General features: G+C 39.6%; 11 protein-coding genes. 6 read left to right on the forward strand and 5 right to left on the reverse strand.

The genetic code is table 11. The features are described 5' to 3' along the window. Positions 1-33: 33 nt before the first annotated feature. Positions 34-648: a DNA-J related domain-containing protein gene (locus tag Q1K78_RS11375; protein WP_300178484.1), complete on the forward strand. Its 615-nt coding sequence runs from the start codon at positions 34-36 to the stop codon at positions 646-648. 4 nt (positions 649-652) lie between these two features. On the opposite strand, the gene Q1K78_RS11380 is transcribed toward Q1K78_RS11375, so the two are convergent. The 4 genes from Q1K78_RS11380 to Q1K78_RS11395 all read right to left on the reverse strand — a co-directional run bounded on the left by Q1K78_RS11380 (position 653) and on the right by Q1K78_RS11395 (position 5,676). After that, positions 653-2,002 (reverse strand): HAMP domain-containing sensor histidine kinase, encoded by a 1,350-nt coding sequence (locus tag Q1K78_RS11380; RefSeq protein WP_300178487.1) that lies wholly within the window; start codon positions 2,000-2,002, stop codon positions 653-655. Continuing rightward, positions 1,983-2,660: a response regulator transcription factor gene (locus Q1K78_RS11385; RefSeq protein ID WP_300178490.1), complete on the reverse strand. Its 678-nt coding sequence runs from the start codon at positions 2,658-2,660 to the stop codon at positions 1,983-1,985. Before Q1K78_RS11385 ends, Q1K78_RS11380 begins: the two co-directional genes overlap by 20 nt. A 216-nt stretch (positions 2,661-2,876) precedes the next feature. Continuing rightward, the gene (nagE, locus tag Q1K78_RS11390; protein ID WP_300178495.1) at positions 2,877-4,337 is read right to left on the reverse strand and encodes an N-acetylglucosamine-specific PTS transporter subunit IIBC; all 1,461 of its coding nucleotides are present in this window, start codon (positions 4,335-4,337) and stop codon (positions 2,877-2,879) included. Between the two features lie 154 nt (positions 4,338-4,491). Next, positions 4,492-5,676: an NnrS family protein gene (locus Q1K78_RS11395; RefSeq protein ID WP_300178516.1), complete on the reverse strand. Its 1,185-nt coding sequence runs from the start codon at positions 5,674-5,676 to the stop codon at positions 4,492-4,494. A 213-nt stretch (positions 5,677-5,889) separates the two neighbouring features. On the opposite strand from Q1K78_RS11395, the gene Q1K78_RS11400 reads away from it, so the two are divergent. Continuing rightward, positions 5,890-6,741, forward strand: a complete 852-nt coding sequence (locus Q1K78_RS11400) for an alpha/beta fold hydrolase (protein ID WP_300178498.1) — start codon at positions 5,890-5,892, stop codon at positions 6,739-6,741. Positions 6,742-6,790: 49 nt separating this feature from the next. On the opposite strand, the gene Q1K78_RS11405 is transcribed toward Q1K78_RS11400, so the two are convergent. Beyond that, the gene (locus Q1K78_RS11405; RefSeq protein ID WP_300178501.1) at positions 6,791-7,816 is read right to left on the reverse strand and encodes an acyltransferase family protein; all 1,026 of its coding nucleotides are present in this window, start codon (positions 7,814-7,816) and stop codon (positions 6,791-6,793) included. Between the two features lie 190 nt (positions 7,817-8,006). On the opposite strand from Q1K78_RS11405, the gene Q1K78_RS11410 reads away from it, so the two are divergent. From Q1K78_RS11410 to Q1K78_RS11425, 4 genes are all read left to right on the forward strand, one after another. Then, complete coding sequence (locus tag Q1K78_RS11410; protein WP_300178504.1) at positions 8,007-8,426, forward strand: hypothetical protein; 420 nt, start codon at positions 8,007-8,009, stop codon at positions 8,424-8,426. Between the two features lie 104 nt (positions 8,427-8,530). Continuing rightward, positions 8,531-9,865 (forward strand): TolC family protein, encoded by a 1,335-nt coding sequence (locus tag Q1K78_RS11415; RefSeq protein ID WP_300178507.1) that lies wholly within the window; start codon positions 8,531-8,533, stop codon positions 9,863-9,865. Between the two features lie 10 nt (positions 9,866-9,875). Continuing rightward, positions 9,876-11,345: an efflux RND transporter periplasmic adaptor subunit gene (locus tag Q1K78_RS11420; RefSeq protein ID WP_300178510.1), complete on the forward strand. Its 1,470-nt coding sequence runs from the start codon at positions 9,876-9,878 to the stop codon at positions 11,343-11,345. Further along, on the forward strand, positions 11,342-14,473 hold the full coding sequence (locus tag Q1K78_RS11425; protein ID WP_300178513.1) for an efflux RND transporter permease subunit: 3,132 nt from the start codon (positions 11,342-11,344) through the stop codon (positions 14,471-14,473). The genes Q1K78_RS11420 and Q1K78_RS11425 overlap by 4 nt, the downstream gene beginning before the upstream one ends. The last annotated feature ends 126 nt before the right edge of the window (positions 14,474-14,599 follow it).

Here is a 14,599-nt window from a genome sequence, read left to right on the forward strand (position 1 = left end):
TATGTGAATTGAACAAATGAGGCATAAGAAGTAATGGATAAGCATTTAGATAAAACGGACGGCAAGTTTGAAAACCCGTTAGTTTGGCCGTTATTTGAGGTATTACAAGAAGCAGATCAAGAATGGAAAGTTCATACACTCTCTTCTCATTTGATCGAAAAAGGCTTACTAACACAACTTGATGAAAGCCCAGATAAAGATCTGTTTAAGCGTAATTTTTTGATCATGAATGCACTTTATCAACTGCAAACTGAGTTGTATCCAGAACAATGGTTGCAAGTGGAAGCCATGAGCATACAGCTGTTCTCGGTGGTAGAAACAGTAGGTACAACCCCCGTTATTGATACCACACATCCACTTCGAGAATATTATTTAGAGTGGACAAATTACCAAGTAGAAGAAGATGAAGTTAAGCGTTTACTGAACGAATTTTGGAGTAACTACCGTCGTTATTTAGGGGGTTCAAGCGCTATTTCCACAATAGATCGCATTCAGGCGTTAAAATTGTTTGGTTTGTCAGAAAGCGCCACGGCAAAAGACATTCGAAAGCAATGGCGAAAATTGGCAATGAAACATCACCCAGACAGAGCGACAGGTAATGCCGATAAGTTTAGAGTGATGTGTGAGGCTTGGAATGTACTGCGGTAATGACTTATTGAGTACTGCTTACTGTGTCGTCAAATAATAGACGGGCTCGTAAGCCTGGGTAGTTGTCACTTAAGCTGATCTTTCCATTGTGTATTTTCATTACTGTTTTCACCAGAGCAAGGCCTAAACCAAAGCCATGCTCTGTCCGGCTAGGATCTAAACGGACCAATTGATCTAATGCTCGCTCTCTATCTTCTGGTTTTATTCCAATACCATTGTCGGCGACCACAACACCAAAGCAATCGACAATCACTTCAATCACGCCACCATGATGGGTATATTTGATCGCATTATCGATGATATTAAATACGGCACGAAAGAGCAGGCTTGGATTAGCGTAGAGTCGGCAGGGCATCTCGATCGTTAAATACAACATTTGTTGTTTATCTAATGCGGTAGGCTCAGCAAATTCAATGGCATCTTGGACTATTTTGCTGAGCTCACACTGCTGTTTATTAATGGGAGTTCCGCCATTTTCTAGGTGATATAACTCCATCATTCCATTAAAGGTATCAAGCAGAAGAGAAAAATCAGATTGAATGTTTTCTAATTTTTCCTGATGATAATCGGTTACGGTATTATCATATAAAAGGTCTTCAATACGTAACTTAATGCGTCCCATGGGTGTTCTTAAATCGTGAGCGATATCTACGGTTAATGATTTAAGCTTTGATTCACTCTGCTCCATCTGCTCTAGCATATTGTTTAAATGCAAAGCCAGTAAATCAAATTCATTCATATCAGGGCCAACTTTTAAGCGAACATTACGCTCACCTAACATCACACGATGCATGGTTTGATTGACAAGATTTAAACGTTTAAGAATATAAATAGCAATTAGAATCGCGATTAAACATAAGGCGATAAACGGGAAGAAGGTTCCCCAAATAACAGAGCTATCCAATTGTTTTTTGAAATTTAAATATCGATTTTGATCAATGCCAACCGTTAGCAGTGAGCCATCTGGAAGTTCAATTTTTGTTGCTCGCATATTCGGAAAATCATTATTGGCTTGATACTGTTTAATCTGAGCAATAACAGGGTAAGAGGTTGACGATGTATTTGTTGGCATTGGGAAGGCGTGGTGGACAATTTGATAAATATAGCGGTTATTATCTTTACTATTATCAATGCTCTGTTGAACCCCTTCAATACCTTCGCTATTTGCTATGGATTGAAGCTGTGAGGTTTCCCCCTGTAGCCAATCATCAAGGTTTTGGTTATATAGCTGCAGTGAAGTGGAATACAGTTGATAAAGAAGAAGAGCCATCATCAAGAATAAGCCAACCGCAAACCAGATTAATAGCTTTAAGATGGATGAACGATATAGCTCATCACGCTTGTCTAATAACATAACCCGCTCCACGTACCGTTTCGATCAAATTTACCGCGCCACCGTGTTCTAGTTTTTTACGCAATTTAGCGATGTGAACATCGATGACGTTGGTTTTTGGATCAAAATGATAATCCCATGCGGCTTCAAATAAGCGCATACGAGAGACAACTTCATCAACATGCTCGACAAGAAAGCGCAATAAAATGAATTCTTTATTTTGTAGTGCGATAGGCGCGTTATTTATGGTGACTTTTTGAGAGCGAAGATTAATGGTTAGATTATTGATCTGTATTTCGTTCAACGTATTCTCTATTGGACGATTACGGCGCAAAATAATATTAATGCGTGCTAGCAATTCTGCTAAAGCAAAGGGTTTCGTTAAATAATCATCACTGCCCGCGGTTAAGCCTTCAACACGCTGATCTACGCTATCTAGAGCGCTAAGAATAAGAACGGGTGTATTATTATCAGTCGCTCTAATCGCAGACAAAATCTTTAAACCATCAAGGTTAGGAAGCATGCGATCTAATACAATTAACTGATATTCACAGCTAATTGCCATCATTAATCCTTCTTTACCATCGCCAGAGCTATCGACAATGAAGCCTTCTTGCTCTAACGCTTTTGCAATAAAATCACGAGTGGTTTGATCGTCTTCTATAACCAATATTTTCATAAGTATTCTCTATGTTTAGTTCAGATATTGTAGCAAGAAAAAGAGAGGGATTAGAGCGTTAGTATTGAAAATACCAAAAATAGGAATACATCATAAAGAGCCTTATCAAGGGGGAAGAGTTAAGGCTCTTGAGTTGTACTCACATTACATGACATCAATATCACTAATTATCAAATTAATAGTATTGATATCACATCTGGTATGAATATTTATGTGTTAGACCTTTAAAATCACTTTCATTTCAGCAGCAACTTTATCAACTTTGCCTAAGCCAATGATAACTTGTAAGCCACCTTTACCCATTGGAACAACACCTGCTGCACCAATTGATTTCAGTTTATCTTTATCAGCAAGACCAGAGTCTTTTACTGTTAAACGTAAGCGAGTAATACAGTTATCTACTTCTAGAATATTGTCTGCACCACCAATTGCTTTAATGTACGCATTCGTTACATCAGTAATGTTCTCTTCTACAGAGTCATCTTTATTCATGTCTTCGCCACGACCTGGAGTTAGGAAGTTAAACTTCTTAATCGCAAATCTAAAGATTGTGTAGTAAAGAACAAAGAATAGAAGGCCTTGTGGGATCAACATGTACCATTTAACCGCTAATGGGTTTTGGCTTGAAAGTACAAAATCGACTAAACCTGCAGAGAAACCAAAACCAGCCATCCATTCCATGCTTGCCGCGATGAATAGAGATAGACCCGTTAAGATAGCATGAATCAGGTATAACCACGGCGCAAGGAACATGAAACTGAATTCTAGCGGTTCGGTAATGCCGGTAAAGAATGACGCCATTGCAGCAGCAAGCATGATAGAGAATACAGCAGCCTTGTTACGTTTTTCTGCACAGTGGTACATAGCAAGTGCTGCACCTGGAAGACCAAACATCATGATAGGGAAGAAGCCAGCTTGGTACATACCTGTTTGACCAGGAATACCAGTACCATTAGCGATAGATTGCGCACCACCAAGGAAGTTCGGAATGTCATTAATACCAACAACATCGAACCAGAACACAGGATAAAGCGCATGGTGCATGCCAACACTCAGCATTAAACGGTTAAAGAAACCGAACAGACCAGCACCTACAGCACCCATCGATTGAAGTTGAGTACCAAAAGAGATTAGTGCATCAAAAATAGCAGGCCAAATATAAAGAAGTACGAATGATAAAGCCATACCCGCAATTGATGTTAAGATAGGAACAAGACGTTTACCACTAAAGAAAGCTAATGCTTTTGGTAGTTCAACTGTAGAGTATTTATTGTAAATTTCAGCAGAAATTACACCAACAATAATACCGATAAATTGGTTATTAATTTTAGCGAATGCCGCAGGTACTTGATCCAAAGGAATGTTTTCAAGCTGAGCCACTACCGCAGGAGAAAGAAGGGTGGTAACCACCGTGAAAGAGATGAAACCTGCCAGTGCCGCTGAACCATTTTTGTCTTTACTTAAACCAAACGCCACACCAATGGCAAATAGCATCGGCATTACATCAATGATGGCTCCGCCTGATTTAATTAAAAATGCAGCAAATACACTGTTTGCACCCCAACCTGTTGGATCCATCCAGTAACCAACACCCATTAATATTGCGGCAGCAGGAAGCGTAGCGACGGGAACCATCAACGCTTTACCTACTTTTTGCATATAACCTAATACATTCATATTGTATTCCTTAAAGTAAATTTCATATTTTTTAATTTAAGCTAAGGATACAGAGGGGAAGATTAAGGAAAGGTGGTGTCAACATTAACTATTGTTAATGTTGACAGTAAGATCTGCAATGTGTGAGTTAGATCTTGTTTATTTGAACTGCAAATTAACCTGGGTGACCATCAACACGTTTTTTACATAGCATTGGCGCAAAATGCCAAACAAACAGACCAAATGCAAATACCCATAGTATTGCGGCAATGTTGATCATATTCATCATATATTCAGGGGAAATGATGACACCAACAGAACGAATAATGGCAGCAAGGATAATGGCAGCGAAAGCAGGCCACATAACAGGTCCTTTATAGATCTCACGGCCTGTATGGCCCATCGTTACACGAGCGATCATCGCTAGAATGACACCACCTAGCGCACCAATAGCAAATAAGTGAATAGCGGTATGAGAGATAAAACCGTTACTCGCCAATCCACGAATTAATAGACTTAATGGGATACATAAATAACCAGCATGAAGTGACCATACTAATGGCTCACTTAATGTTTTATGACCTTTCCAACGAGCCATGCGAACTAATTGTGCAGTGCCTGCAATTACCATTAAATACGGGCTAATTTCAGCAGAGGTAAGAGGGAAAAAGCTAAGAACAAATAGCATTGCCAGAGGAATGTTGCATAAGGCTTCTAACCACATGACGGGTTGTGCTTTTTCAAACTGAAAGCGACGCGCAGTAAAGAAAGGGATAACACGTGCCCCCATTACCGAAATCAGTAAGGTAAACCACCACAACATAGATTCCCAAACGGCCGCAGAAGTAAAAGGCGGCATTCCTTTGATCGTGGCATAGCTTGCGAAGTTCGCTGCAATTGCGACTAAAAAGAGAGGAATGAAGAAGAAGTTACGGACACCTTTGGTTTTGATAACTCGAAATCCAACTTCATAAGCAATAGCAAGTATGAATAAGGCTTCAATACTTGAAATTAACCATAATGGAGCTGCTGTCCAAAATAAAAATCGAGGCAATAACCATAACAACACAATAAAACCGAGTCGTTTGTCGGAGGTTCCTTTAACGTTGGTCCAGTTCTGCACTGCACTTAAAACAAAGCCTGCGACAATCGCCATTGCAAACCCAAATAGCATTTCATGAACATGCCACCATAATGCAGGAACCGTTAACTGACTAGGTTGCCCAGTTTGAAATGCCCACACCCAGATGGCAACAGCAATGATTGCGTAAATGCTACCTAATAGGAAAAAGGGACGGAAACCTAAACGTAAAATAGGTGGGATTTTTTCTTCTACCGCTTTATCAGTAATATTCATTATTAATGATTCTCAAAATTGTGGATACCGCAGAAGTATAGCGTAAAGAATAGTTAATAACATGCATTTTTTATACATGTTATGTTTTTTTGATTTTAAACAATAAGAACGATAATTAAAGCGTGTGATAAAATTGTTAATAAAATAGAACGATTACTCGACAATTTATAGAGTTAATATAAGATGATGGCATAAAAATTATAACAGGAAGAGAGCATGAGTCAGGACATCTATTTTGGCACAGTGAAAAAATTCAGCTTTAAACGCAGCGCCTTAAATATTGTGACACGCTTGCACCACACATTAATTCCTAATCACGCTAAGAAAATGGGACGAAAACTACTATTAACCCCAGTAAGAACTAAACCCAAAAATACAGAACCTACAGGGCTAATAAAGAGTAAATTGAATTCATCAGAAGGTGAGCTTAGTCTTTATCAACTTGGTTCTGGGCCAGTATGGGTACTTGCTCATGGTTGGTCGGGTAATTCAAGCCAATTCTTTCCATTAATGGAACACATCGCTTCTAAAGGTTTTACTGCGGTGGCTTTTGACCATTCAGCGCATGGTCAAAGTGAAGGTAAGCATGCGCATTTACCAGCCTTTATTGAAGGACTAAATGCAGTGTTAGATGCTCAAGAAAATGTGGTTGGTGTGGTCGCTCATAGTATGGGGACAGCAGCCGTTTTAGAGTGCCATCATATTAAGTTAGATGATACTCCGCTGTTACTTATTGCTCCTGTATTGAATTACACTGAAAATTTATTTGGTAGTATTGAACGCTCAGGTTATTCGATTAAATTGTTTAAAGCGATAGTCGGTGATATTGAACACCAATATCAACGTACGATTGACAGTTTTAATCCATACCAACGATTACAACTGCGAAAAAACAAAACTATCATTGTGCATGATAAAGAAGACCGTTTTACTAGTTTTGATCTCTCTAAATCAGCGTCTGAGCATATTGAAAATGTGACGTTGTACCCAACGACAGGTTTGGGTCATGGCCGAGTAATGGCAAGTGATGAAGCGAAGAAAGCATTTGATGAGTTAAATCATATTTGATTGGTATTACATTAGCGATACACGAAAAATATCGTGCATCGCTGTATTTTTATCTAAATAACCATTTCTTAAGACTTGTCTTATCTACAGCAAGAACAAACGAAGTAGATAATATAACAGTCCCGAACACAACGGTAAAATCTCTTACCGCCAATGTAACGCCCATCATTTTTGTTAGGTTCCATAGCACCGCAACGAACAATAAATGACAAATATAAATGCTAAGTACATGTCTACTTAATTTAAACGTCAGCGGGTGGTTCCCTATATTAGGTCTAGATAACAACAATAAAAATAGACCGATACCTATCAATGGTGTGCCTGTTAAGAAATCATGTTGATTAAAAGGAATATGATAAGTGGTTAGCCAATACGCTTCACTAAAATGAATAACGATACCTACTAGCAAGAGTAGTAAGGATTTTGTTGAAGATAACGTCACCTTGCGTTTTCTCAGTTCAAAGCCAATCACTACCATCAATGTACTAAAGAAGGGGCCATTACGAGTAAAGAAGGGCGTCCATACTTCAGTTAATGTTTGATAACTGCCGCCCATAACGCCATAAGCATAAAAGATAACCGCAACAGGAATAAGTAAAGACGATTTATTGAAATGAATCAATAATGCGATAATCGCAACCGCGATAACCAGTGCAGGGATAAACCACAAATGCACCATACCACCTTCCATTAAGGCATTGAGAGGGTTTTGAGTTAACCAATTCCAATAGCCTGTACGCTCAGCCAAATACCCATCGGTTGCTACCCGTTGCCAATTAAATGGCATTGCTAAACATAATAGGCTCCAAACTAGCCAGATCTTAATTAATGGTGATGAGTATTGCTTAAGTGTATTGAACGGTGATGTTGATAACTTAGGTTGGATCAAGTAACCAGACAGAATAAAAAAGAAGGGAACAGCAAAACGGGTCAGTTGATTAAAAGCATAACCAAAAACGGGAACATCATCGACTAATAAATACGTCATGAAGATTTGAGAATGCAAAGCAATAATCGCAAACAGAGCGAACAGTCGCCCTAGCTCTAAACTCGCGATTTTATGAGGTTTTTTCATTAAAAGAACATCCTTGAATTTTTCGCTAATCTAGCAAAAGTTCTCTTGTAAAAATATGCGTTACGTTAATTCATTGACGTTTCGTAAGCGGTTGATTTCAAATTTGAGACGTTTTTCACATAAAAGAATTGACCTTACCCTAAGTGGAAGGCTTATTATCCTCATATTCTGTGTATTTGGACTTTTTATCGTGTTTACTTCTTTTTCTAAATGGTTAGTAACAAGTATTACGCTGGTGGCATTAGTGCTATCAAGTGCTGCTTACAGCTATCCAATGAAAATGGAAGGAATGGTGATGAATATGCCAATGGAAGCTGCACAAAATACAGAGAGTATGACGGATTGCATGTCAGATTGTCACTCTTCTGAAAGTAATGACACCAGTTATATGCAGTGTGATATGTCATTAATGTTGATGGATAACAGTCATCATTGTTCTGATAAAGGTGATAGCTGTTGTAAAACCATTTGTGTCGTGTCTGTTTATGCTTTACCTATCGGGTTTACTGCTCATACTAATGCTACTGCATCCGTGATTGTATATGCTCAATATAATGAGCAAACACGTTCATTTACCTCTTCTTCGCTTTACCGCCCTCCAATAGCGTAATTCCAATTAAATCAATTCTCTAAATAAGATATTTAACGCTTATTTATCGGTTTAATCATGGCAGTGATCCGTCTTTATGATCACGTCATTATTGGAATGATTCCATGAAAAATACATTACGTACACGCTCTAAAAAGGTGTGGTTAGCTTCAATGATCTCGCTAGTACTTTCAGGTCAAGCCTTGGCAGAAAGTCAATTGACGCAGCTTATCGAACAAGCGTTGTCTTCAGATGCAAGTCGAGAGCAAATATACGCGCAATCACAAGCACTACGCTCCACTGGTATTGCAAGTTCAACGCTTGCTGATCCTACTCTTAAAGTCGGATTTGGTGGGCTACCAGTAGACAGTTTTAAGTTTGATGAAGATCCAATGACCAATATTTCTGTCGGATTAATGCAGAAGTTTGGGCGAGGATCAAGTTTAGATTTACAACAAAAGCAAACTGGGCAGCAAGCGGATGTATTGGCGATGCAAATTCAAGTTCGTGAACTCGATGTAGCAAATACAATCACTCAACTGTGGATAGAGCTAGGCTTCTTACAAAAAGCAGAGGCGATTTTGCATGAAAACCGTCAGCTATTGTCTGAAATGGAAAGATACATTAATACCAATTACGCCATTGGTAAAAGCGAAAGTCAGGATCTTCTTCAAGCACAGATTCAGCTAACTCGACTCGATGAGAAGTTGCAAACAAATCGTCAATTACAAGGACGAATTTATGCGCAGCTTAGCGAATGGTTACCTAACTTAGCGGATCAAAAATCAAAAGAAATAACACCATTAGGGTGGTCTACCTTAGAGCGACTATTAGCGAGTAAATCACCTCAAGAAACTGAATTCTATGACTTATTAAATTCAAACCCAAGTGTAAAAATGAGTGAACTCACGATCACGGCAATAAAAACAAAAGTAGATATTGCCAATGAATCTTACTCTCCTCAATTTGGTGTCGAGGTCATGTACGGTTATCGTCAAGCGAATGGAATGGGAGGGCAACCCGCCTCTGATTTAGTCAGCGCTTATTTAACGATGGACATCCCTCTATTTACCGATAAACGTCAAGATCAAAATTATGCGGCTGCACAATATCAAGTGGGTTCTGCGAAATCACAACGTGATGTTCTATTACGACAATTGAACGCCAAAGTGAATTCACTGTTAGTGGATAAAGTGAATTTTGAACAACGTCTTTCTCGTTACAACAATACGTTATTGCCTCAAGCAAAAGAAAGAACCAAAGCGGTAGAACGAGGTTATGAAAATAATACGGCACAATTTAATGATGTGATTTCCGCAGCCAATGATGAGCTGAGTATTGAGTTAGAGAAACAGCGTTTATTTAGTGATTTAAGTAAAACATACAGTAACTTAGCTTTTTATTTAAATGGCTTTGATTATGCCGTATCTGCACCACAAATAACCCCGTCTGAGCATTAAGGAAGAGAATATGAAACCAGTTAAAATAGCATTACTTTCAGTTGTTATTGGCGGTGTTGTTGGTGCAGCGAGCATGAATTTATACTCGGGACACACAATGAGCGCAATGGCGATGACGGCTCAAGAAAATAGCGCATCATCAAGCAGTGAGCCTTTGTATTGGGTTGCCCCTATGGATGCCAATTATCGCAGAGATCAGCCGGGTAAATCACCAATGGGGATGGATTTAGTGCCTGTTTATGCCGACGATGCACAAGGTGAGAAGTCACCAGCGGGTACCGTAACAATAGATCCAAGCGTGGTGAACAATTTAGGCGTAAAAAGTGCTTTTGTTGAGAAAACGATCCTGTCTCCAAATATAGATACTGTGGGTTATATCGCGTTTGATGAAAGTAAGTTGTGGCAAGTAAACGTACGTGTAGCAGGCTGGGTTGAAAAGCTAAATATCAATGCCATAGGTGAAAAGGTAAATAAGGGCGATGTGTTATTTACTCTTTACTCTCCTGAATTGGTGAAAGCACAAGAAGAGCTACTAAACGCGTATCGAACAGGTCGAAAAGGACTGGTCAAAGGCGCAAGAGAACGCTTGCAGTCATTGGGTGTGGATAAAGCTCAAGTTAATTCTATTGTTAGAAGTGGTAAAGCAAATAAAAACATAGAGATAAAAGCGATTTCAAGCGGTGTCATTGCGAGTTTAAATATTCGAGAAGGTGGCTATTTATCACCCTCTCAAATCGTTATTAGTGCAGGACCTTTAGAAAATGTATGGGTAGATGCTGAAGTTTTTGAACGTCAGGCTCACTGGTTATCTTCTGGTAATAAAGCGGTGATGACGTTAGATGCGGTCCCCGGGAAACGATGGGAAGGTGAAGTGGATTACGTTTATCCGATTTTGGATCCAAAAACACGAACCATGCGCATGCGTTTAAAATTTGATAACCAAGACGGTGCATTGAAACCAAATATGTTCGCTAACATCACCATTCACCCTAAAACAAAAGAAGAAGTATTAACAATACCTCGTCAAGCGGTCATCCGTTCAAATGGCATGGCCCGAGTGGTATTGGATGAAGGTAATGGGAAATATCGCTCAGCTCGAGTTATCGCCGGTCGCGAAGCAGGCAATAAAGTAGAAATAGTTAAGGGATTGAAAGAAAACGATAAAGTAGTCACGTCAGCTCAATTCTTATTGGACTCTGAATCAAGCAAGACGGCAGAATTAAGCCGAATTAATGGTCCTGAAAACAGTGTGTGGATTTCTGGCAATATTACTATGCTAATGGCTGATTTTGGCATGGTTACCTTTGATCATAAAGCCGTCTCACAATGGGATTGGAAAGCGGGTGAAATGAATTTTTCGGTTGATAAAAAGATTGATTTGGCTTCTTTTCGTGAAGGTGAAGCGGTTCAGTTTTTAGTTCAAAAAGTAAATGATGAATATCAATTGATTGAGATTGAAAAAGAAGGGGCGTTATTATGATCCCCGCCATTATTCGTTGGTCGATTAAAAATCGATTTTTAGTTCTGGTTGCGACTTTTGCTTTAGTTGTTGCAGGAATTTACAGTGTAAAGAATACACCAGTCGATGCTTTGCCTGATCTTTCAGATGTTCAAGTGATCATTAAAACCAGCTACCCAGGACAAGCGCCTCAAGTGGTGGAAGATCAGGTGACTTATCCATTAACTACCGCCATGCTTGCGGTTCCGGGAGCGGAAACGGTTCGTGGTTTTTCATTCTTTGGTGATTCCTATGTTTATATCATTTTTAATGATGATACCGACATGTACTGGGCGCGTTCGAGGGTGTTAGAGTATTTAAGCCAAGTTGCACCTAGATTACCCGCAGAGGCAAAACCCACATTAGGGCCCGATGCGACAGGGGTTGGCTGGGTATACAGTTATGTATTACAAGACAAAACCGGTAAGCACGATTTAGCGGAATTACGTAGCTTGCAAGATTGGTTCTTAAAATATGAACTACAAACGGTTGATGGTGTATCAGAAGTTGCGACTGTTGGCGGAATGGTGAAGCAATATCAAGTGGAAATTGATCCTGATAAATTGCGAGCTTATAACCTAACGCTACAACAAATTAATAAAGCCATTAAAGAGGGGAATCAAGAGGCGGGCGCTTCGGTTATCGAAGTCGCGGAAGCTGAACACATGGTTCGTACTTCGGGTTATTTAAGCAGTATTGAAGAAATAAAATCATTGCCGCTGAAAGTAACCGATAAGGGAACGCCTTTATTACTTGGTGATATCGCTGATATTAATCTTGGACCACAAATGCGCCGTGGTATCTCTGAATTTAATGGAGAAGGCGAAGCTGTTGGTGGTGTAATTGTCATGCGCTTTGGTGAAAACGCCAGTAACGTCATTTCAAATGTAAAAGAGAAATTGGCTCAATTGCAAAAAGGCTTACCGGAAGGGGTAGAAATTAAAGCGACTTATGATCGCTCTAAACTTATTGACCATGCAGTAACAAATTTATGGGAGAAATTGGCTGAAGAGTTTATCGTTGTTGCCATTGTTTGTGCTTTATTCTTATTTCACATTCGTTCTTCGTTGGTTATCGCATTAAGTCTGCCTGTTGGGATCCTTTGTGCGTTCATTGTTATGCATTGGCAGGGTATTAATGCCAACATCATGTCATTAGGCGGTATCGCAATTGCCATTGGTGCAATGGTTGATGGTGCTATCGTAATGATAGAAAACGTTCATAAGCACATAGAAAAAACACCATTAACGGATGAAAATCGTTGGCAGGTAATAGGGAAAGCGGCAGAAGAAGTTGGACCTCCGCTCTTTTTCTCATTGCTTATCATTACCTTAAGCTTTGTTCCTGTATTTGCATTAGAAGGCCAAGAAGGGAAGATGTTCTCTCCATTAGCCTTCACAAAAACCTTTGCAATGGCGGCTTCTGCTGGTCTAGCAATTACCTTAGTACCTGTATTAATGGGCTATTTTGTTCGAGGTAAAATATTGCCTGAGAACAAAAATCCAATAAACAAAACGCTAGTGGCACTTTACCGACCATTACTGAATTTGAGTTTACGCTTTCCAAAAAAGATACTTTTGGTTGCCGTTATCTTAATGGGATCGTCATATTATCCAATCTCTAAAATGGGCAGTGAGTTCATCCCACCATTGGATGAGGGCGATTTAATGTACATGCCAACAACCTATCCAGGCATCTCTATTGGTAAAGCGCGTGAACTATTACAGCAAACCAATAAATTAATTAAAACCGTTCCAGAAGTCGATACCGTGTGGGGAAAAGTGGGTCGAGCAGAAACCGCGACCGATCCGGCACCATTAACCATGATAGAGACGGTTATTCAGTTCAAGCCTAAAGATGAATGGCGTGACGGTGTAACTACTGAGTCAATTAAAAAAGAGCTAGACCAATTGATTCAATTCCCTGGAATAACGAATGCGTGGGTGATGCCAATCAAAACGCGTATCGATATGCTAGCAACAGGAATTAAAACCCCAATAGGGATAAAGATAGCGGGGCCAGATCTTAACGTAATAGAAAAGATCGGGGCAGAGTTAGAACCTATTTTAAATAACGTTAAAGGAACCACCTCGGTTTATGCAGAGAGAGTCGCTGGTGGGCGTTATATAAATATCGATATAAAACGTCGTCAAGCCGCTCGATATGGCTTGAATATTAAAGACATTCAGCAAGTGATATCAACCGCAGTTGGTGGAATGAATGTAGGAGAAACCATTGAAGGGTTGGAGCGTTATCCAATTAATGTTCGTTATCCACAATCGTATCGTGATTCTGTTGTTAAGTTGCAGAACTTGCCATTGATAACGGCGAACGGTGCTCGAATTGCCTTAGCTGATGTCGCGGATATTCGTTATGAAGATGGTCCTCCGATGATAAAAACAGAAAACGCACGACCTAATGGTTGGGTGTTTGTCGATATTGACGGTCGAGATCTAGGTTCTTATGTGCATGAGGCTCAACAAGCAGTGCATGATCAATTGGATTTACCCGCGGGCTATTCCCTTGGTTGGTCTGGCCAATACGAATACATGGAACGAGCAAAAGAGAAATTAACGACGGTTATTCCTGTAACCATCGCGATTATTATGCTGCTTTTGTATTTAAGTTTTAAACGAGTTGGTGAAGTGTTAATTATCATGGGGACATTGCCGTTAGCTATGGTTGGCGGTCTGTGGCTAATGCACATCTTAAACTTTAATTTCTCAATTGCCGTTGGTGTAGGGTTTATTGCTTTATCTGGTGTTGCGGTTGAGATTGGAGTGATCATGCTGGTGTATTTGAACCAAGCATGGGATGAAAAACAAGCCACGGCAAAAGAAAACCACAATTCGGTAACGCAGCAAGATTTAACGTTAGCCATTGGTGAGGGCGCTGGGTTACGTGTTCGTCCTGTTATGATGACGGTACTGACAGTGATCATCGGTTTAATTCCAATTATGTATGGTTCCGGTACGGGATCAGAAGTAATGCAGCGTATTGCTGCCCCAATGATAGGCGGGATGGCGTCGGCATTATTATTGACCTTAGTCGTTATCCCTGCGGTATTCAAATTATGGAAACAGTGTTTGTGTAAAGATTTTTCAGAATGAAATTTACATATAAATATGTTAAATAAATAAGAATATTAGTGACTTATGCCGATAATGGAATAAGTCACGTAATAAATAATTAAACAAAAAAAAAGGAAATGAAAATGAAAAAGACAGTATTAGCAA

Source organism: uncultured Aliivibrio sp., assembly GCF_946479765.1.
Taxonomy (GTDB): Bacteria; Pseudomonadota; Gammaproteobacteria; order Enterobacterales; family Vibrionaceae; genus Aliivibrio.